This is a genomic window from Kribbella sp. NPDC004875 (assembly GCF_042873375.1).
GTDB lineage: Bacteria > Actinomycetota > Actinomycetes > Propionibacteriales > Kribbellaceae > Kribbella.
Window position 1 is genome coordinate 248,213 of sequence record NZ_JBIALI010000005.1, and the last position, 19,914, is coordinate 268,126.

The following is a 19,914-nucleotide window of genomic DNA, read 5'->3' on the forward strand; positions in this document are numbered from 1 at the left end:
GTCTTCAGCTGAGTCGCCACTTATTTGCTCTCAGTCGTGAAGCCATCACTGTCCGCAGTCAAAGGAGACGTCCGCACACTGATCCGACGGCGGAGGGTGGCGTTTTGTGACGCGGAAAGGGTGCTGGATCCCCCAACAGCGGTCGGTCCAGCACCCTCGCCGGTACCTGCGCCCGCCACGAGGCTTGGGCGGTGATCAAGCGCAGGCTGTTGGAGTTCGGCGTCATCTGTCTCGTCCTGACCTGGGTGCCGTGGGGAGTGCTCGGCGTACTCGGTGTGGATCCCGACGAGGGGGTGGGGTCGCTGGTGTTCGCGCTGGCGGCTTCGGGGCCGTCGTTCGCAGCGCTGGTGATGTGGCTGCGGTACCGGGAGGGGCGGCCGGTCGTCAGGTGGTCGTTGGTGTGGCCGCTGGCTGCGGTTGGGCTCGGTGCGGTCGCGCCGCTCGTGGCCTGTGCGCTGATGGGCGATCTGCCGGCGCTGCCCGACCACGCTGCTTCTGTTGTCTCTGGCGCCGGGGGAGTGCTGGGCGCAGCGGCGTACACCTTCCTGGCGGGGCCGGTGTCGGAGGAGTTCGGCTGGCGTGGGTACGTGCAGCCGCGGTTGCGTCAGTACTACGGTCCGCTCGGGACGACGGCGATCCTCGGCGCGGCGTGGGGTGTCTGGCACCTGCCGCTGTACTTTCTGAACGGCACAGGCCAGCACGACGACGGACTGTTCACTCAGCAGGGGCTGACGTTCTTCCTCGAGCTGTTTCCGCTCACCTTCGTGATGCTGTTCGTCAGCGAGCGCCTGCGGGGCGGCGTACCGGCGGCGATCCTCGTGCATGCGGCGTGGAACCTGACCGAGGAGCTGGTTCCTCCGCTCGGCAAGGGCGTCTGGCTGGAGTTGCTGGTCCTGACGGTGGTCGCCGCGGCGTTGCTGCCATCCTGGACGGCAGTTCGACGACGCAGAGAGGTGGCGCTATGACACGGGTGGCCGTGGTGACCGGTGGTGGTTCGGGGCTCGGACGGGAGATGGCGCTCGCGCTGGCCGCGGCCGGGTACCGGGTGTGGGTGACCGGCCGGACCGAGGAGAAGCTGAAGGAGACGGTCGAGCTCGGTGGCGGTCAGGTGGAGTTCGCCGTCCTCGATGTCGCCGACGGAGCAGCGGTACGCCGGTTCTTCGGTGACCTCCCGCGGATCGACGTACTGGTGAACAACGCCGGCACGGGCTCACCGGCCGCAGCTGTGCAGGACGTGGCGGAGGCGGACTGGCGGCGCGTGGTGGACACGAACCTGACCGGGTCGTTCCTGTGCGCACAGGCGGCGTTCGACCTGATGCTGCGGCAGGACCCGAAGGGCGGGCGGATCATCAACAACGGGTCGATCTCGGCCCACGTGCCGCGGCCGCAGGGGATCGCGTACACCGCGAGCAAGCACGCGATGACCGGACTGACCAAGGGCCTCGAGCTGGAGGGCCGGGCGCACGGCATCACCGCGTGCCAGATCGACATCGGGAACGCTGCGACCGCAATGACCGCCCGGATGGAGCAGGGCGTGCTCCAGCCGGACGGGTCGATCGCGGTCGAGCCGACGTTCGACCCGAAGATCGTGGCCGATTTCGTGGTCCGGATCGCCGACCTGCCCACCACGGTCGCGGTGCCGACGCTGACCGTGATGGCGGCCGGGATGCCTTACGTGGGCCGCGGCTGATCAGTTCGGGCGGGCACGGGCCACGTCGATGTCGGTCAGGTCGTACCACTGACCACTCGGCGCCTGCTCGACCAGCGGGTCCTTCCAGCGCAGCCGGACCCGATCCGGCTGCGCCTCGACCAGCACAACCTCCTGCCAGTCCGGTCCGTCCGTCCGCGCCCACCAGGGCTCCGTCAGGCTCGATAGCCCTTCTGCCTCGACTGTCTGGACCGCTCCGTCCCGATCACTCACCGGTCCGAGCGCCGCACCGAAGACGGTGGTCGGCAACCACCCGCCGGTCACAGGTACTACCCGTCCGAGTACCTCGCCGTCCTCCCGCACCACATCCTCCGGTGACGGGAATCCGGGCCACTGCTCCTTCAACGCCTTGACGATGCGGGCCGTCGTCTCACCGAGGAAATGGATGCCTGCCAGCTCCACAGCGGTCCCCGCATAGCGAGCCGGCTCCTCACCACCCACCCAGGTCTGGCGAATCCGCTGTGTGGCACTGATGTCCTCCAGCGGGTCCCCGTCCACCAACAGGAGGTCAGCGCGCGCTCCGACGGCGAGACGGCCACGGTCCGCCAGTTTGAACACCTCAGCCGGCGCACTGGTCGCAGCAACGAGCGCTTCGGCCGGCGTGAGCCCAGCACGTACCAGATGCCCCAGCTCGCGATGCAGTGACGCTCCGAACACCAGACCGGGATTCGGCGCATCCGTCCCAGCCAGCACGGGTACGCCGGCCCTCTGCAGCGCCAGCGTGTTGGCGCGGGCCGCCGTACCGTCTGGTGGCTGTGGTGGCATCCAGCGGCGGGACTGGTGGTCCAGCACTCGCCGCCAGCGTGCAGGCATCCGTGCCATCAGCTCTGGCTCGTCCAGCAACGGCAGATGACCGGTCGGGCCGTTGAAGCCGTCGATGACGTCCAGCGTCGCGATCACCGCGAGACCACCGACCGCTTCGATGTCCGCCGGCGACATGGGGTCGGACGGCGCATGCGCGAGTACGTCGACACCACACTGCGCCATCTGCACCGCGCCGGCGGCCGTGGAGACATGCGCGACCACTGTGTGTCCGTGAGCGTGAGCTTCGTCGGTCAGTGCTCGCACGGTGGCTGAACCGAGCGTCGGGATGTTCAGCATCGCGCCGGAGCCGTCGTCGTAGATCAGCTTCAGGTGGTCAGCGCCCTCGGCGACCCGATCGGCGACGAACTGTTTCGCGTCCTCCGGTCCGGTGACGTAGGGGATCGGTGGGAACGCGATCGTCGGGTGACCGCCCGGCGCGGTGGCGCCGATGCTCGAGGTGCGGACCGACGATCGCGGCGTCACCCGGTCGATCACCTCGGGCATGCTGAACTGGTCGATCAGTGTGGTGACACCGAACGTCGCAGCCAACTGGGTGCAGCCGGGCGCCAGGTGCACGTGGGCGTCGATCAGACCCGGTAGAAGAGTCAGACCGGCGCCGTCGATCACCGAGTCGCCGGGGTGGGCGATGTCCGCGCCGCCGATCGCAGTGATGCGGCCGTGCGCTACGCGCAGGCAGTCCGCGGGTAGTACTGCGCCGCGGTCGACCAGTCTGGTGTGCAGGATGGTGAATGCCATGTCCCGGACGCTAAAGGGTGACGTAGCGTCATACTCCAACCTGTTTTCGGAGGTGTGGTGGAACGTACGGTCAGCGAGGTCGCCCGGCTTGCCGGTGTCTCGGTACGGACGCTGCGGCACTACGACGCCATCGGTCTGCTCCCACCGGGCCGCATCGCGACGAACGGCTACCGGTACTACGGCCGGCCCGAACTGATCCGGCTGCAGCGAATCCTGCTGCTGCGCGAACTCGGCGTACCGCTGCCGGGCATCGCGCGGATCCTGGACGAGCAGGACGACGAGGTCGCCGCGCTACGAGGTCATCGTGAGCAGCTGTTGCAGGAGCGGAAGCGCCTGGACGACATGCTCGGAGCGGTCGAACGGACCATCGCGGGGCTGTCGGGCGACGAGAGTGTGACCGACGAGGAGTTCTTCACCGGGCTCACGGAGGCGCGGTCGCGGTTCCGGGACGACCTCGCCGAACGCTTCGGTGAGTGCGCCGCCGAAGGGTTCGAGAAGGCGGTGCGCGAGACCGAGGGCTGGACCCGCGAGGACTACGAGCGGATGGGGGACGAGGGCCGGCGGTTGCTGTTGCGGATGGCGGCCGCGCGGGATCGCGGCGTACTGCCGGATTCGCCGGAGGCGCTGGAGCTGGCCCAGCAGCACTACGAGGGGGTGCTGGAGCTCTGGCCGGCCACGCCCGCGTCGTACCACGCCCTCGGTGACGTGCTGGTGGAGAACGCGGACCAGCGGGCGATCATCGCCTCTGTCGACGCGGACCTGCCCGAGTGGCTGGCGGCCGCGGTCCGCGCGTACGCGGTGCACCGGCTCGGCTACACCCAAAACGACAAGAAAACTGTCCGCAGGTCCGTCTAGTCTCGGGCAGGTGAGTGACGAGCGGGAGTCCCTGGTCCATGTCCGCGGGCTGCGGAAGTCGTACGGCGACTTCGAAGCGGTCCGGGGAATCGACCTGGACGTGTGGCGGGGTGAGGCGTTCGGCTTCCTCGGGCCGAACGGCGCGGGCAAGTCGTCGACGATGCGGATGATCGGCGCGGTCTCACCGACCAGCGGCGGCACGCTGCGGATCCTCGGTCTGGACCCGGCGACCGACGGCCCGGCGATCCGCGCGCGGCTCGGCGTCTGCCCACAGGACGACACCCTCGACACCGAGCTCTCCGTCCGGGAGAACCTGACGATCTACGGGCGGTACTTCGGGCTAAGCCGCGCCGAGTGCCGCAGCCGCGCGGACGAGCTGCTGGAGTTCGTCGCACTGACCGAGAAGGCGAAGGTCAAGGTCGACGAGCTGTCCGGCGGGATGAAGCGCCGGCTGACGATCGCGCGTTCCCTGGTGAGCAAGCCCGACCTGCTGCTGCTCGACGAGCCGACCACAGGCCTCGACCCGCAGGCGCGGCACCTGTTGTGGGACAAGCTGTTCCGGCTCAAGCAGGCCGGCGTGACGCTGATCATCACCACGCACTACATGGACGAGGCCGAGCAGCTCTGCGACCGGCTGGTGGTGATGGACGGCGGTCTGATCGCGGCCGAGGGCTCGCCGGCCGACCTGATCCGGGACTACTCGACGCGTGAGGTGACCGAGCTGCGGTTCGGTCCGGACGTGATGCTGGCCGACCACGACGCACTGGCCGGCAAGGTCGAGGACCTTGCCCAGCGCATCGAAGTACTGCCGGACCGGCTGCTGCTGTACACCGACGACGGCGAGCGCGCGGTCGCCGCTGTGCACGAGCGCGGTCTGCAGCCGGCCGCCGTCCTGGTACGCCGTTCCACTCTGGAGGACGTGTTCCTCCGCCTCACCGGCCGGACGCTGGTGGACTGACATGACCGCGATGGCAGTGGAGAACGGTCGCCGGATGTTCGACTACTGGCTGACCGTCTACAAGCGGACCTGGAAGGGCACGATGATCAGCAGCTTCCTGCTGCCGATGCTCTACCTGGCCGCGATGGGGATCGGGCTCGGCTCGTTCGTGGACAGCAACGGGACGGGTGCGCTCGGTGGCGTCAGCTACCTGCAGTTCATCGCGCCGGGGCTGCTGGCCGCGACCGCGTTGCAGATCGCGGTCGGCGAGGCGACGTACCCGGTGATGTCGGGGTTGAAGTGGCAGAAGTTCTACCACTCGATGATCGCGACACCGCTGCGGCCGGCGGACGTGGTGTTCGGGCAGCTGGGGTTCATCGCGTTCCGGGTATTCAGCTCGTGCGCGGTGTTCCTGGTGATCATCGCGTTGTTCGGCGGGTTGAAGTCGCCGCTCGGGGTGCTCGGGTTGTTCGTCGCGCTGCTGGTCGGGATGGCGGTCGCCAGTCCGATCGCGGCGTACGCGACGACGTTGGACAACGACTCCGGGTTCGCGATGATCTTCCGGTTCGGCGTGGTGCCCGCGTTCCTGTTCTCCGGGGCGTTCTTCCCGGTCTCACAGCTGCCGGACTGGATCGAGTGGCTGGCCTACGTCAGCCCGCTGTGGCACGCGGTCGACCTGTGCCGCAGCCTGAGCCTCGGCACCGTGAACCCGTGGCTCGCGCTGCTCAACATCGTCTACCTGCTGGCCTGGTTCCTGGTCGGCACCTGGCTCGCCGTCCGCGGCTTCACGAAAAGGCTGATCGGCTGATGGGGACGATTGCAGCACGGGTTGTACCCGTGCCGGTTCGGCTCGGTGGTGGCAGGCATGTCGTCGAGCGGAACTTCCTGCTCTACCGCCGGTCCTGGGTGGTGTTCCTGTCCGGCTTCTTCGAGCCGGTGTTCTACCTGCTGTCGATCGGCATCGGTGTCGCGCACCTGGTCGGTGACTTCACGCTCTCCGACGGCACCAAGATCGCGTACGCCGCGTTCGTCGCGCCGGCGATGCTCGCCAGTTCCGCGATGAACGGCGCGATCTTCGACTCGACGTACAACATCTTCTTCCGGATGAAGTACGCCAAGCTGTACGACTCGATGCTCGCGACCCCGCTGAAACCGTGGGACGTGGCGACCGGCGAGGTCACCTGGGCACTGCTCCGCGGTGGCATCTACTCGGCGATGTTCATCGTGGTGATGCTGATCATGGGCCTGGTCTCGTCGTGGTGGGCGCTGCTCGCGCTGCCGGCCGCGGTGCTGATCGGGTTCGCGTTCGCCGGGGCCGGGATGGCGCTGACCACGTTCATGCGCAGCTGGCAGGACTTCGAGTTCGTGCAGCTGGCGATCATGCCGATGTTCCTGTTCTCGGCCACCTTCTACCCGGTCGACACCTACCCGGGCGCGATCCGCTGGCTGGTCGAGATCACCCCGCTGTATCAGGGCGTCGTCCTGGAGCGCGCGTTCACCACCGGCAACGTCAGCTGGTTCCTGCTGATCCACGCGCTGTACCTGGCCGCGATGGGCGCCGCCGGGATGTACGTCGCCTCCCGCCGGCTCGGCAAGCTGCTGCTGAAGTAGCCCACGGCAACGACCGCGACCGGTGGGAACCCGCACCGGACGGATCGCGTCTGCAAGAGCATGGACAGCATCGCAGGGTGGCGGGAGCGTGATGCCGTTGTGGCGCGAGGAAGCCGGCTGTCCGCACGGCTGGTCCTCAGCCGCCGGTTGCAGTTGCCGAGCGAGCGTGGTGAGGCGTGACGGACAAGACGTCCGAGGACGTCCTGCGGTCGCCGGTCGTCGAGTTGCCCGGCGGTCCGCGGCGGTGGGTCGAGAACTCGTTGAAGCGGCTGACCGAGCACTTCGGCACCGACCCGCTGCGCCGGCCGGCCGTCGTACCGAGTGAGTTCGTCCCCGCCGGGTACGACGCTTCGGAGGCAGCCGCCCGTGAGCTCTGCCGCCGGGTCTGCGAACGGATGGGTCTCCCGTCCGAGCAGGTCCACTTCGTTTTCCGGCTGGAGCGGGTGAGCGAGGCCGCCGACCTGGTCGCCTCGGTGCTGCTCGGCCGGTACCTCGATCCGGGCGACTCGTTCTCGCGAGGAGCGTCGCCCGGTGACCTGGCCGCCGTACGGACCCATTCGGACCGACTGGGTACGGCGTCGTTCGAGCAGGTGGACCGCCTGATCGCGTCCGGTCTGGTCGACGACTCCGGACTGGACATGCGGGCGTTGACCCGGCGGCTGGGTGCGTCCGAGTTCGGTGACGAGGTGGTCCGGTGCCTGCTGATCGCTTCCGGACGCGATCCGGAGCAGCGGGACGGTCGTGCTCAGCCTCCGCGGACGCCGGGTGTCGATCGGCAGCTCTTTGCCGGCGGTCGCTGGATCGACCTGGCAGCCGAGTCTCCGGTCGCGGAACCGATCCCCGGACGGTCCGCGGTGCTGCTCCGCTCGGATCTGGTCGCCGACCCGATCAGGCTGATGACCGTGGCGTCCCACGAACTCGGTCACGCGTTGCTGAGCGGTGTGCAGCTGCCCTGGGCGACCGGGCCGTTGGAGGAGCCGTTGACCGACTTGTGTGCGCTGTTCCACGGGTTCGGCCTCGCGCTCGTCAACTCTGCCGTCGACGAGAGCACCCTGGACGACGAATGGGTGCACACCGCCGGCTACCTGGGCGAGAACGCGCTTGCCGACGCGCTCGCGCTCTACCGCTTCCAGCAGCACCAGTTGGTGCGCGACGGGCCGCTCGTGCCGGACTGGTACCAGGCGATCGACCCTGTGCCGCAGGCTCGCTTCCTGTCCCGGCTGGACGATCTGATCGGCGGGACACCGAGCCTGCTGGGTTGGTGATCCAACCGCAACAATCGGTGTGGAACGGCGGCTCGGCGGGTCGCGTCAGTGTCGGTATGAACCCCATGGGTGCCTGGCGGCGCCGGCAACGCGAGCGGGAACGGCTGTACGGGCCGAAGGTCCTGCTCCCCGGTGGACCGGAGCAGTGGATCGAGGACTCGCTCGACTGGCTCGTCGCCCGGTTCGGGACCGAGCCGCTGCACCGCCCGCCGGTCGTGCCGAGCGCCTTCGTCCCGCGCGGGTACGACGGCTCGGAGCCGGCCGCCCGCGAACTCTGCCTCAAGGTCTGCGCCTGGATGGAGGTGCCCGACGACCGGATCCGGTTCAGCTTCCGGATGGAGGAGGTTCGGGGCGCCGCCCGCAGCGCAGCCGTCCATCGACTGCAGGCGGAGCACCCGCGACACATCTGGGCGTACTCCGGTCTACGGGCCACGATGACGCCGTACGAGGTGCAAGCCCTTGCAGAGCAGGGATACGCACCCGAGATCGCCGTACTCGCCGAGCGTGAGCTGCAGGCCGAGCTGAAACGCGGTACGGCGATCGCGCAGGAGACGGACCCGCATCGACGGTCCGAGCTGGTCTCGAGCGCCACGGCGATCTGGTCGAAACCTGCCGGGAGCGGATCGCGCGCGTGCTGGCTGGATCTGCGCAGCGGTGGCTACGAAGGCACCGCCGTCATGGTGTCGGCCGGTGCGCTGTCCGACCCGTCCGCGGTGGTCGCTGCGACCGCACACGAGCTCGGCCACGAGGTGCTGTGGGGTTATCACCTGCTCGACCGGAAGCGCGCCGATGCCGAAGCGGTCACCGACCTGTTCGCGGTGTTCCACGGGTTCGGGATCTTCCTGGCGAACCAGGCGGTCGAGCGGGTCCCCGGACATCGCTCGGCGTTGCAGTCGCTCGGGTACCTGGGCGAACGCGGTGCCTCCGAGGCGTTGGCGGCGTACTGCTTCCGGCGGCACCAGTTGTGGCCGAGTTCGCTCTTGCCGGTGATGCCGACCGAGCTGGACCGCGCGGTCCGGATGCGGACGTTCGCCCGGCTCGCGGCGCTGGTGAAGGACGCCGAGATCTCGTCGATCCAGGAGGGCTCGCCGATGACCTGATGTCAACTGACGGTGACGCAACGGCACCGGAAGGTTTGCCGAGCCGTCGGGCAGGCATGATCCGGCGGGTGAGGAACCCGATCGGAATGATCCGTCGCAGTCAGCAGGTGCGGTCCCAGCTGAAGGCACCCCGCGAGCGCCTGCCGGGTGGCAGCCGCCGCTGGATCCGCGCGTCGATGGACTGGCTGGTCGCCGAGTTCGGCCGGGACGTCCTGTTCCGTCCGATCGCGCTGCCTGCCGACGTCATCCCGGACGGGTACGACGGCAGCGAGTCGGCCGCGATCGAGGTCTGCGCCCGCGTCGACGGCCGGATGGACCTGCCACCCGGCCAGTGTGGTCTGGACTTCTGCCTGGACGGTGCTCGGCGGCCGTCGACGCGCGGTACGACGCTCGTCGTGAAGGAACAGTCCGGGCGCTGGACCCGCGGCATCGACCGCAACCAGATCCAGCTCGCTCCGGCGCTGGCGGCCGACCCGGTCGCGCTGATCGCGATCTACGCGCACGAGGTCGGGCACGAGCTGCTGCTCGGCGGCGGCCGGATCTCCCTCACCGGCCGTCCCGATCACGAGCCGCTGACCGACCTCATCACGGTCTTCTACGGACTCGGCATTTTCACCGCGAACGCGGCGTACGAGCGCCGTCCGCGGCCGAACGGGCGCGGAAAGCAGCCGCTGGCCCGCGGCTACCTCCGGGAGGCGGCGCTCGCCGAAGCCCTTGCGTACTACGCGATGCTCCGCGGCGAACGCCACCCGGAGTGGGATCGGCACCTCGACCCACCGGTACGCCGCGGCCTGCGCAACCAGCTAGCCGTCCTGCACCGCTAGCAGCCTCTCCAACCACCACATCGCACCGCGCATGACGGAGTCCTGGCTCGGGCCGGTCAGGTGATCGAACAGGTGCAACGACGTCATCGTCTGGTACAGCGTGCCGAGCTCCTCGGCGAGCTCGAGCGCGCGCCGCAGGTCGGCGGGGGAGGCGAACTCCTCCCACTCGGCCAGGTACGCGTCCCGCACCCGCGGATCGGTCGACAGCGGCGACCGCTCCTCGACGAACGTCACCAGATCCAGGAACGGATGCGCCACCGCGGCATCCGTCCAGTCGAAGGCCCGCACCCGACCGTCGCGCACCGCGAGGTTCCGCGGATGCAGATCGCCGTGCAGCAAGGTCTCCGGTACGCCGATCGACGCCAGCTCGGTGATTGCCTCGCGCAACTGTTTCGTGCGGATCGGCAGCCGGGCGCGTTCGTCCGGCCCGAGGCGGTCGGTGGCCGGGTTCGGCCCGAGCAGCCGGTCGAGCTCGGCGTCCAGGACCGCGAGCCGGCGATCGACACAACTGAACTCCAGCAGGCGTTCGGGCCGGTCCACGTAGCTGCGCTGCAAACGGGCGTGATCACGGATCGCGTCGAGCCACAGCGCGATGTCGGTCTCGTTCGCCAGCGGCGAGCCGAGATCGGGCAGCAACATCCACCGCCGCTCCTCGTCGATCGCGATCGGCGCAGGCACCGCGCCCGGACGGTCCGCCGATGCGTGCCGCAGGAAGAGCGGCTCGTTCGCGAACAGGAACGGCAGCGCATCCGGCCGGGTCGACGGGTCCGAGAGTGCCTTGAAATACACGTCTCCGTCGGCGGTCGGGATCCGCAGGACGTTCGACAGACCCCACGAGCGGACCTGCGACCACGGTCCGGTGGCGGTGACGTGCCGGGCGATCCACGGCAGCGCCTCGTCGTACCACTGCGGCTGGTACCAGGCGGGCTCCTCGTCGACCGGGAGTTCGCCGCGCGCCAGCAGCAGCAACGTGAGCGGCTCCCGGTTGACGCAGGAGAGGACCGTCGCCTCGATGGAGTGCTCGTCACGGAGCGCGCGCAGGACCGGATCGACGTCGGGGAACCAGAGGTCGTCCGGAGCGTCCACGTGCCGGACGACGGTTGCCTGGCCGGACGGACGCACCACGATCGCCGTGACTCTCATGGAGTGCAGCGTATGTTCCAGGAGCAACAGCTTTTCCTGACCAGGGTGGCCGCCGCGAGCGTCCGCTCGCCGTCCTTGTCGCGAACGGGTATACCTACACGCTCAGCTGACGGACGGCGTTCACCAGGCTGACGAGGAACTTGCCCGGCTCCTCCCACGGCGCCAGATGCGCCGAGTTCTCGAACCAGACGGCTTGTTTGTACGGCGCGTCGACCGCCTCGAGCCACGCCGCGGACGGCTCGGCCGGCGTCGTGTAGTCGTGCCGGCCGAGGAACATCAGCACCGGGATCGGGAACTCGGTGACGCCGCTGTGGTCGACCTCGAGCATCTCGTCCAGCACCCGCCCGAGCGTGAACTCGTTGCCCTCGCCAATGGTCTCGGCCTCCGCGACCGTGTACTCCGGCGACAGCAGCGGCGCCTCGAAGAAATAGCGCGAGTCACTCCGGTACGCCGAGAGACCGCCGCGGTACTGCGCCCACTGCCGCGCGATCACGATCCGCTCACGGGTCAGCGGCACGTCCCCGGGGTACGGCGCGATCGACGCGAGCTGCTCGAGCGCCTCGGTGTGGTTGTGCGCGCGGGCCTGCTCGAGCGCGTACTCGAAGCAGAGGCGTTCGTTCGCCCGAGCGTCGATCACCTGGCCGATGCCGACGTACGCGTGGAAGAGGTCGGGGCGCGTGCGGGCCGCCTCGAAGGCGATCAGGGTGCCCCAGCTGTGGCCGAGGAGGATCAGCTTCTCGACGCCGTAGCGCTCCCTGACCTGCTCGGCGAGCTCGATGGCGTCGGCGACGTACCGCGCGATCGTCAGCGTGTCCGCGATGCTGTCCGGATCGACCGCGTGCAGCGTTCGGCCGGCGGCGCGCTGGTCGTAGGTGACGACCGTGAAGTACTCCTCGATCGGTCGCTGGAACTCCCACGCCGCCGGCGCGAGCGGCGAGGCCGGGCCGCCGTGGATGAAGAAGATGACCGGATTGGAACGGTCCTGGCCGCGGGCGTAGACGTAGTGGCCGATGCCGCCGGCGGGGAGCTGGTAGTTCTCCTGCACGCCGTTGGGCGTCACGATGCGATGCAGGTCCGCGATGATCGCGCGAGCGTCGTCGAAGGTCTCACTCACCTGATGAGGGTAAGGGCTCGCAGCTCTTCACGAGAGGTGCGTGCAGGCGCTGCGCGAGCACCTGGCGCTGGGTCGGTCGCGCCTCGGTCTGCCGCCGGAGGCCCTCGTCGGTCAACCGGACGTTGATCGCGCGCCGGTCCTCGGCGCACATGTGCCGCTCGACCAGTCCGGCGGTCTCCAGCCGGCCGATCACGCGGGACAGCGCGCTCTGGCTCAGGTGCACGGACTTGGCGATCGTCGCCACCTTCGCCGAGTGCTCCGGCAGCTCCGCGAGCCGCTCGAGCACCTCGTACTCACTCATACCCAGCGAGTGACCGGCCTGCAGTGCCCGGTCGAGGGCGCAGGTCAGATCCGCGTGGCGGGCCAGTAGCTCGCGCCATTCCCTGACGTCGGCGCTGGCATCGGCGGTGGTCTCACCAGGTCCACCGCTGACCTTCATAGCGGTCATGGAGGTGACCATAGCATGCACACGCAATCAATGCAAACGCATTTAATGCCTAGACATTAGATGCACGTGCATGCAATAGTCTCTCCTCGTGACTACGCAAACCCCGTCTCCAACCGGCACTGCACCTGCCCGCATGACCTGGGATGCCCGTCTCTGGGGTGCTCTCCTGGTGGTCTGCGGCGTGATCTTCCTCGACGGCCTGGACGTGTCGATGGTCGGCATGTCGCTGCCGTCCATCGGCGCCGACCTCGGCGTCTCCCTCGCTTCTCTCCAGTGGGTCGTGACCGGCTACGTGCTCGGGTACGGCGGTCTGCTGCTGCTCGGCGGCCGCACCGCCGACCTGCTCGGCCGCCGCCGGGTCTTCCTGATCGCGCTGGCCGTGTTCGCGGTGGTCTCGATGCTGAGCTCACTGGCGAGCAACCCCGAACTGCTCATCGCCGCGCGGTTCGTGAAGGGCATCGCCGCCGCCTTCACGGCGCCGGCCGCGCTCTCGATCATCACCACGACGTTCCACGAGGGTCCGGATCGCAACCGCGCCCTCAGTATCTTCACCACCTGCGCCGCCAGCGGCTTCTCGATGGGCCTGATCCTCGGCGGGGCGCTGACCGAGGTCGGCTGGCGCTGGACCTTCCTGATGCCCGGCCCGGTCGCCCTGATCGTGCTGCTGTTCGGCATCAAGCTGATCCCGAACAGCCCGCGCGACGACGCCGCCGGCGGGTACGACGTACCCGGCGCCATCACCGTCACCGGCGGCATGCTGTCCCTGGTGTACGCCGTCGTCGGCGCCGAACACGCCGGTTGGGTGTCGGTGCAGACCATCGGACTGTTCGCGCTCGCAGTCGTGCTGCTGGCCGGCTTCGTCGCGATCGAGCTGCGCACCAAGCACCCGCTGGTCCGGCTCGGAATCCTGCGCAACCCGTCACTGCGGCGCGCGAACCTGGCCATCCTGACCGTCTTCGGTTCGTACGTCGCCTTCCAGCTGATCGGCACCATGTACCTGCAGAACCTGCTCGGCTGGTCGTCGTTCCAGACCGCACTCGGGTTCCTCCCGGCCGGTCTGCTGGTCGCGACGCTGTCCCCGAACGTCGGCAAGATCGTCGACCGGGTCGGCACCGAGAAGATGATCATCGTCGCGATGGCCTTCTTCGTCGCCGGGTACGCGCTGTCGTTGCGGATCGGCCCGGAGTCGGCGTACTTCTCCACCGTGTTCCCGACCATCATGCTGCTCGGTCTCGGGTTCGCGATCGGGTTCCCGTCGCTGAACATCCAGGCGGTGTCCGGGGTTCCGGACCACGAGCAGGGGCTCGCGTCCGGGCTGTTCAACACCTCCAACCAGGTGGGTGGCGCGGTCGTCCTGGCGATCGTGACCGCGGTGATCAGCGGGCAGACAGTCGGCGTCACCGCACCGACCGGAATCCTGTCGGCGTACAAGTCCGGGCTGGGGGTCGTGACCGGGATCGCGGCGCTCGGTCTGGTGATCGCGCTCACCGGTCTGCGCGGGCTACGGGCCCGGCGGGCCGCCGAAGAGGCGGAGGCCGCCGAGCTGGCCGCCGTACAGGACGAGCTGGCGGCGGAGGAGATGACTCCGGCCGCATGACAACAACCAGCCCTTTGCCGGGCTGTGCGGTTATAGAGACAGCAGTGGTGCGGACTCCCTCGGGGGTCCGCACCACCGCATTTCGGGGGTAACCCCGATTGGTTTCGAACCGGTTGGGTGCTGGACTTGGGGCATGAGCAACCAGAGCTACGACCGGCAGGTCAAGGACATCCTCGACCGGGTCGCCAAGGGCCACCTCTCGACCGACGAGGCCACGACGCTGATCGCCGCCATCAAGACCAGTCCTTCCGAGCCTGCCGGCACCCAGGCAGAGCCGGCGGCCGCGGCTCCGGTTGCCGACACCCCGACCGGCGGCACCTCCACCGACGACACGCCGACCGACGACACCTCGGCCGACGACACGCCGACCGCCGGTGCGTGGGCCGACGCCGTCGACTCGCCGACCGCCCCGCCCGTCGCCGAGCCCTCCGCCGAGCCCTCCGCCGAGCCCTCCGCCGAGGCGTCTGCCGCGCCGCCGGCTGAGCCGTCGAGCGGGCCGTCCGCCGCGGTGTCCGGTGACGAGTCCGGCGCGTCGAATGGTTCGCGGGTGCAGGACACCGTGCCCGAGGAGAACGACGAGCCGGTCGAGGAGGAGCACAGCAACGTGCCGATTCCGTCCGGCGTGCAGCGGGTGACGGTGCGGGCGATCGGGCGCCGGGTGCGGCTGATCGGCGAGCCCGCGGTGAACGGCGTCGCCGTCGACGGGCCGCACGTGATCAAGCGCGACGGCGACACCCTCGCGATCAGCAGCGAAGGCGACATGGGCGTCTCGATCGACGGGTTCAGCATGCTACGGAACCCGACCGACCTGAAGGCGCACGTCAACGGTCTCGCCAAGGAGCTGTCGATCCGCGTCAACCCGCACCTCCAGGTCGAGGTCGAGGTGACCGGCGGCAGCGTGAACGCCGAGCGCCTGCCCGGCCTGACCCGCGTCCGCGTCACCGCCGGTACGGCGAAGGTCGCGGACGTCGACGGCCCGATCGACGTCCTGGTCCAGGCCGGCTCCGCCAACCTCGACGCCCAGATCACCAAGGGCCGTTCCCGGGTCCGCGTCGAGTCCGGTACGGCGCAGGTCGCGCTCCGCCGTGGCTCCGACGTGCACGTCCACACCGAGGCCCAACTCGGCCGCGTCACCTGGTCCGGCGCCGTCTCCGGCCAGTCCAAGGATGTGGAAATCGGCCGCGGCCGAGCCGCGCTCGACGTCGAGGTCCTCGTGGGCACAGCCCAGCTGACCTCCGACTGACCCCCACACCCCACCCGCCCCCACACGCCAACCTCCCACCCACGCCCCATCCGCCCCCTCACGCCAACCCACCCTGTCCAACGATCCATCGCTCGGCTCAGGCGTGGTGCCGGGACGGTCGCTAGGATGCCATTTGAGGGGCCGGCCCCTCAAATGGTGGGTTGCGTAGGGGAAACACGGGTGCGCACCCCACAGGCTCAGGGGTCAGCCCCTCAAATGGCGTGGGGTTGGCGCGCTGGCTGGGGTTGGGGCTGGGCTTGAGGCTGGGCCGGGGTTGGGGGTTGGGGTTGGGGTTGTTGTGGGGGGATTGCCCAGCGGGGTGGGGGCTTGGGGGTTGGGGTTGGGGTTGTTGTGGGGGGATTGCCCAGCGGGGTGGGGGCTTGAACAGGTAATAACCTGTTCAAGGCCTCTGGAACGGGTATGAGCCCACGGCTCAGGGAGCTGGGGCGGGTGTGGGGTCGGTGGGGATCGTGCGGAGGGCGCGGAGCGGGGAGAGGTAGAGGACGGCGGTTGCGGTGAGGGTGCCCAGGCCGGCTATCCAGAGGGTGGTGTGGAGGCCGAAGGCCGTGCCGAGCGTGCCGCCCAGCAGGCTGCCCAGGGGAGTGGCGCCCCAGCTGACGAAGCTCATGGTGGCGCTGACCCGGCCCTGGAGGTCCGGCGGGCACAGGCGTTGCTGCGTGCTGACCTGCAGGATGTGGCTGACGATGATGCAGAAGCCGGCGAGCAGGGTCCCGATCACGAACCAGTTCACCGCCCATCCCGGTGCGGTCAGCGCCTGGACGGTGAAGGCGATGCCGATCCCGGTCGACGAGAGCAGGAGGGTGCGCGCATCGCCGTACCGGCGGCTGATTCGTTCGGTGACGGCGGAGGCGACGATCGCGCCGAGCAGGCCGATCATGCTGAGTACGCCGATGGTTGCCGGCTGCAGGTGAACGGCGCGGACCAGGTAGACGACCATGATCGCGCCGGCCGCCGCCTGGAAGAGCATCGTCGCCATCGTGTTGAGGGCGAGCGGGCGCAACAGCGGGTGCTGGAAGACGAACCGCAGGCCGTCGCCGATCTCGCGGCGGAGGTTCGGGCGCGCGGGCTGCTCCGGGCGCGGTTCCGGGGTCCGGATGGAGCGGAGCCAGAGCGCCGACCACAGGAAGCTGAGCGCGTCGAGACCGATCGTCAGCGCGGCGCCGAGCCACTGGACGAGGATGCCGGCCGCGCCCGCGCCGACGACTGCCGCGATCGAGTGGTTGGCGGCGAGCTTGGCGTTGCCCGGTAGCAGGCGGTCCGGTTCGAGCAGGCGCGGCAGGTACGAGTTGTGCGCCACGTCGAACAGCACGGTGAGGATCCCGGCGGGCACGAGTACGACGTACACCTGCGTCAGGGTGAGTACGCCGAGCCACCAGGCGACTGGGATCGACGCGAAGAGGATCGCGCGGAGCAAGTCGGCGTGCACGAGGACCGGGCGGCAGCGGACGCGGTCCGCCCAGGCTCCGGCGAACAGGCCGAGGACGAGCCAGGCGGCGGTCTCGCAGGTACGAAGCAGTGCGACCTGGAGGGTTGACGCATTCAGCGTGAGGACGGCGAGCAGCGGGATCGCGCCCATACTCAACCGGGACCCGAGCTGGCTCAGCAGATCGGCGGCCCACAGCCGGCGGAACTCGGGGTGGCGGAGGATGCTCATTCCGCGACCGTAAGCGCCGAGTTGAGTCATGTCGACTCAAGTATCAACAAAGTTGAGCCGATTCGACTCAACCTAAGGCTGGCGCCGCGGTCCGCGAGTGCCGGCGTACGTCCTTGGACGCCGGCGCCCGCGGGCGACTGACCTCACAAAAGCAAGCGCCCCGGTGGGGTGTCCACCGGGGCGCTGAAAGCTGTGGTGGAGTCAGCCGGTGAAGGGTTCCGCGGCGACGATCTCGACGGTCACGTCCTTGCCGTTCGGGGCCTCGTAGGTGGCCTTGTCGCCCTTCTTCTTCCCGAGGATCGCGGCACCGAGCGGGGACTGCGGCGAGTACACGTCGATGTCGACCGACGCGTCCAGGGCGAGCAACTCTCGGGAGCCCAGCAGGAACGTCTCGACGTCGTCGTCGCCGGCGAACTTGATCGACACCTTCATGCCCGGCTCGATCTTGCCGCCGGCCTTCGGGGTCTCGCCGACCCGGGCCCGCCGGAGCATGTCCTCCAACTGCCGGATCCGCGCCTCGATCTTGCCCTGCTCGTCCTTCGCGGCGTGGTAGCCGCCGTTCTCCTTGAGGTCGCCCTCGTCCCTGGCCTCGCTGATCCGCTGGGTGATCTCGGCACGGGCGGGGCCCTTGAGGTGCTCGAGCTCGGACTTCAGCTGGTCGTAACCGTCCTGCGTCAGCCAGACAACGCTGTCTTCGTCGATCTTCTGCGTCACGGGCTGCTCCTTGTGTCGGTGGGATGGGCAGGAAAATACTGCTGGCCGCCGTCGTCGACGGCGACCAATCCAACGAGCGTAGCAAGAGACCGCCGATCACGCAGGGGTTCTGACCGGACGCAAACGCTTGGAAAACGCTTGCTACCGGGGTTTTTCGCGCCGCCCCGGCCGGCTGGCGGCAATCGGTTGCCGGCGCAGCGATCCCGGCCGCGGCAGGGGGTACGGCGTTGCGGTCAGCGCGGCCGGTGCTGGTCGGCCGTCGTACACCCGACGAGGACCACCGAGGTCGCCGAGCGCTGCGTTGTCAGCGTCACCGGGAGCACCTGGTGCCGGGGGGAGTCGGCCGGGACCGTCACCGTCAGTTCGCCGACGATCGAGAAGTCGGAGGCCTTCGCCTGCACCCGGCAGCTCGCCTCCACCGACTTGCTCCGGTCGACCTTCACGGTCGCTTTCGCACTGGTCGCCGAGACGATCTCGAAGCCCTGCAGCTGCGAGGTCACCGGCGGGTTCGACTGCACCCAGGCCGCCCAGATCAGCCACGCGAGCGCGGCCAGGACGAGGACGCCCAGCCCGCCGATCACCAGCGGTCGCCGCGACCGGCGGCCCCGGCCGTACCGAGCGTTCAGGTCGGGGGTCGGGTCGGCGGCGGGTGAGGCTGAAGGCTCGGTCACAGGGTCGTCCAGGGGGTCGGTCGTGGGTTTTCGGTGCGCTTGGAGGACCATTGTGTCTTGTGAGTGGAGATCTTCGGTTGTTGCATGTGCACGCCCACCCGGATGACGAGTCGAGCAAGGGAGCCGCATCGACGGCCCGGTACGTGGCCGAGGGCGTCGAGGTGATGGTCGCCACCTGTACCGGTGGCGAGCGCGGATCGATCCTGAATCCGAAAATGGACCGCCCCGAGGTGCTGGCGAACATCACCGAGATCCGCCGCAAGGAGATGGACGCGGCGCGCGAGATCCTCGGGATCCGGCAGGAGTGGCTGGGCTGGGTGGACTCCGGGTTCCCCGAGGGTGACCCGCTGCCACCGCTGCCCGAGGGCTGCTTCGCGGCCCAGAAGGTGGAGGACGCGGCGGCGCCGCTGGTGAAGCTGATCCGCGAGTTCCGCCCGCAGGTCGTCACGACGTACGACGAGAACGGCGGCTACCCGCACCCGGATCACGTGATGTGCCACCAGATCACCGTCGCGGCGTTCGAGGCCGCGGGGGACAAGGACGCCTACCCGGAGCTCGGCGAACCGTTCCAGCCGCTGAAGCTGTATTACCACCACACCTTCCACTACGAGCGGATGAAGGCGCTGCACGACGCGATGCTCGCGCGCGGGCTCGAGTCGCCGTACGCCGAGCGCCTGAAGGACTGGAAGCCGGACCCGGAGAACGAGCGCCGGATCACCACCCGGGTCGAGTGCGCGCGGTACTTCGAGGTTCGGGACCGGGCGCTGCTCGCGCATGCGACCCAGATCGATCCGGACGGCGCGTGGTTCGCCGTACCGCTCGAGGTACACCAGGCGGCCTGGCCGACCGAGGACTACGAGCTGGCGCGGAGTCTGATCGAGTCGGAGCTGCCTGAAAATGACCTGTTCGCGGGGCTCCGCTGACGGGCGGTAGAGACAGTGAGAGACTGGTGGCGTGACAGCGACGACCTCCCTTCTGACGGCCGAGATCGACCCGAATACCGTGAAGCCCGGTTGGGTCGCGCTGTTGATCGTGCTCGCTCTCGGTGCCGCCACGGTGCTGCTGTGGCGGAACATGGGCAAACAGCTGAAGCGGATCGACGTGGACGGCGATGGTGCGGACGACCCAGCACCGTCCGACGGCCCAGCGAGTCCGGACAGCTCGCAGTCCCCGGCTGGCGATGCAGCGCCGAAGACTTCGGACCCGACGGAGACGACTTCGGGGACGACATCGGGGACGACTTCGGACCCGGCGCCGACGGCGAGTGACGGCAAGCAACACTCTCAGCACTGAGGAACACTCTCGGCACCGAAGAGATATCGGTGCGGTCACCGTTTCCTGGGAGCTGGGAAACACCCTGATCACGAGATGGTGTCGGACTGGGCTGCCCACCTTCGGCTGACCCTATAGTGAGCCGCGTGCTGATTGGCCCCCTTCCCCGGTCTGCTC

Annotated in this window: 20 protein-coding genes; 13 read left to right on the top strand and 7 right to left on the bottom strand. The window is 69.1% G+C overall.

Going from position 1 to position 19,914, the window contains the following annotated elements:
• Window positions 1–191 precede the first annotated feature (191 nt).
• Both ACFYRH_RS27670 and ACFYRH_RS27675 read left to right on the top strand, forming a co-directional pair.
• Complete coding sequence (locus ACFYRH_RS27670) at window positions 192–965, top strand: CPBP family intramembrane glutamic endopeptidase (RefSeq protein WP_387781383.1); 774 nt, start codon at window positions 192–194, stop codon at window positions 963–965.
• Window positions 962–1,690, top strand: coding sequence for an SDR family oxidoreductase (locus ACFYRH_RS27675; RefSeq protein WP_387781386.1), 729 nt, complete (start codon window positions 962–964; stop codon window positions 1,688–1,690). Before ACFYRH_RS27670 ends, ACFYRH_RS27675 begins: the two co-directional genes overlap by 4 nt.
• Here the strand turns inward: ACFYRH_RS27675 and ACFYRH_RS27680 are convergent, their stop codons facing one another.
• Window positions 1,691–3,268, bottom strand: coding sequence for an amidohydrolase family protein (locus tag ACFYRH_RS27680; protein WP_387781388.1), 1,578 nt, complete (start codon window positions 3,266–3,268; stop codon window positions 1,691–1,693).
• A gap of 57 nt (window positions 3,269–3,325) precedes the next feature.
• Here ACFYRH_RS27680 and ACFYRH_RS27685 point away from each other — a divergent pair, with 57 nt between their 5' ends.
• The 7 genes from ACFYRH_RS27685 to ACFYRH_RS27715 all read left to right on the top strand — a co-directional run bounded on the left by ACFYRH_RS27685 (window position 3,326) and on the right by ACFYRH_RS27715 (window position 9,860).
• On the top strand, window positions 3,326–4,123 hold the full coding sequence (locus tag ACFYRH_RS27685; RefSeq protein WP_387781391.1) for a MerR family transcriptional regulator: 798 nt from the start codon (window positions 3,326–3,328) through the stop codon (window positions 4,121–4,123).
• Between the two features lie 10 nt (window positions 4,124–4,133).
• Window positions 4,134–5,081 (top strand): ABC transporter ATP-binding protein, encoded by a 948-nt coding sequence (locus ACFYRH_RS27690; protein ID WP_387781394.1) that lies wholly within the window; start codon window positions 4,134–4,136, stop codon window positions 5,079–5,081.
• Window position 5,082: 1 nt separating this feature from the next.
• On the top strand, window positions 5,083–5,868 hold the full coding sequence (locus ACFYRH_RS27695; protein WP_387781397.1) for an ABC transporter permease: 786 nt from the start codon (window positions 5,083–5,085) through the stop codon (window positions 5,866–5,868).
• Between the two features lie 29 nt (window positions 5,869–5,897).
• Complete coding sequence (locus tag ACFYRH_RS27700; protein ID WP_387781401.1) at window positions 5,898–6,671, top strand: ABC transporter permease; 774 nt, start codon at window positions 5,898–5,900, stop codon at window positions 6,669–6,671.
• 176 nt (window positions 6,672–6,847) lie between these two features.
• Window positions 6,848–7,936 (top strand): hypothetical protein, encoded by a 1,089-nt coding sequence (locus tag ACFYRH_RS27705; protein ID WP_387781403.1) that lies wholly within the window; start codon window positions 6,848–6,850, stop codon window positions 7,934–7,936.
• A gap of 56 nt (window positions 7,937–7,992) precedes the next feature.
• The gene (locus ACFYRH_RS27710; RefSeq protein ID WP_387781406.1) at window positions 7,993–9,036 is read left to right on the top strand and encodes a hypothetical protein; all 1,044 of its coding nucleotides are present in this window, start codon (window positions 7,993–7,995) and stop codon (window positions 9,034–9,036) included.
• 68 nt (window positions 9,037–9,104) lie between these two features.
• Window positions 9,105–9,860, top strand: a complete 756-nt coding sequence (locus ACFYRH_RS27715) for a hypothetical protein (protein WP_387781409.1) — start codon at window positions 9,105–9,107, stop codon at window positions 9,858–9,860.
• On the opposite strand, the gene ACFYRH_RS27720 is transcribed toward ACFYRH_RS27715, so the two are convergent.
• The 3 genes from ACFYRH_RS27720 to ACFYRH_RS27730 all read right to left on the bottom strand — a co-directional run bounded on the left by ACFYRH_RS27720 (window position 9,840) and on the right by ACFYRH_RS27730 (window position 12,565).
• Window positions 9,840–11,003: an aminoglycoside phosphotransferase family protein gene (locus ACFYRH_RS27720; RefSeq protein WP_387781411.1), complete on the bottom strand. Its 1,164-nt coding sequence runs from the start codon at window positions 11,001–11,003 to the stop codon at window positions 9,840–9,842. The two genes, ACFYRH_RS27715 and ACFYRH_RS27720, sit on opposite strands and share 21 nt — an antisense overlap.
• Window positions 11,004–11,097: 94 nt before the next feature.
• The gene (locus tag ACFYRH_RS27725; RefSeq protein WP_387781413.1) at window positions 11,098–12,117 is read right to left on the bottom strand and encodes an alpha/beta fold hydrolase; all 1,020 of its coding nucleotides are present in this window, start codon (window positions 12,115–12,117) and stop codon (window positions 11,098–11,100) included.
• On the bottom strand, window positions 12,110–12,565 hold the full coding sequence (locus ACFYRH_RS27730; protein ID WP_387781416.1) for a MarR family winged helix-turn-helix transcriptional regulator: 456 nt from the start codon (window positions 12,563–12,565) through the stop codon (window positions 12,110–12,112). Before ACFYRH_RS27730 ends, ACFYRH_RS27725 begins: the two co-directional genes overlap by 8 nt.
• Before the next feature lie 133 nt (window positions 12,566–12,698).
• Between ACFYRH_RS27730 and ACFYRH_RS27735 the strand changes: the two genes are divergently transcribed.
• Together ACFYRH_RS27735 and ACFYRH_RS27740 are read left to right on the top strand one after the other, a co-directional pair.
• Window positions 12,699–14,162 (top strand): MFS transporter, encoded by a 1,464-nt coding sequence (locus ACFYRH_RS27735; protein WP_387781419.1) that lies wholly within the window; start codon window positions 12,699–12,701, stop codon window positions 14,160–14,162.
• 133 nt (window positions 14,163–14,295) lie between these two features.
• Window positions 14,296–15,405, top strand: coding sequence for a hypothetical protein (locus ACFYRH_RS27740; RefSeq protein ID WP_387781421.1), 1,110 nt, complete (start codon window positions 14,296–14,298; stop codon window positions 15,403–15,405).
• 433 nt (window positions 15,406–15,838) lie between these two features.
• On the opposite strand, the gene ACFYRH_RS27745 is transcribed toward ACFYRH_RS27740, so the two are convergent.
• The 3 genes from ACFYRH_RS27745 to ACFYRH_RS27755 form a co-directional block, all read right to left on the bottom strand.
• On the bottom strand, window positions 15,839–17,080 hold the full coding sequence (locus ACFYRH_RS27745) for an MFS transporter (protein ID WP_387781424.1): 1,242 nt from the start codon (window positions 17,078–17,080) through the stop codon (window positions 15,839–15,841).
• Between the two features lie 201 nt (window positions 17,081–17,281).
• Entirely contained in the window at window positions 17,282–17,794 is a 513-nt protein-coding gene (gene greA, locus ACFYRH_RS27750) for a transcription elongation factor GreA (RefSeq protein ID WP_167206879.1), read from the bottom strand.
• A 233-nt stretch (window positions 17,795–18,027) separates the two neighbouring features.
• Window positions 18,028–18,465 (bottom strand): DUF4307 domain-containing protein, encoded by a 438-nt coding sequence (locus ACFYRH_RS27755; RefSeq protein ID WP_387781428.1) that lies wholly within the window; start codon window positions 18,463–18,465, stop codon window positions 18,028–18,030.
• A gap of 59 nt (window positions 18,466–18,524) precedes the next feature.
• On the opposite strand from ACFYRH_RS27755, the gene mca reads away from it, so the two are divergent.
• Both mca and ACFYRH_RS27765 read left to right on the top strand, forming a co-directional pair.
• Complete coding sequence (mca, locus tag ACFYRH_RS27760) at window positions 18,525–19,388, top strand: mycothiol conjugate amidase Mca (RefSeq protein ID WP_387781431.1); 864 nt, start codon at window positions 18,525–18,527, stop codon at window positions 19,386–19,388.
• A 31-nt stretch (window positions 19,389–19,419) separates the two neighbouring features.
• Window positions 19,420–19,758: a hypothetical protein gene (locus tag ACFYRH_RS27765; protein WP_387781434.1), complete on the top strand. Its 339-nt coding sequence runs from the start codon at window positions 19,420–19,422 to the stop codon at window positions 19,756–19,758.
• Window positions 19,759–19,914: the final 156 nt, after the last annotated feature.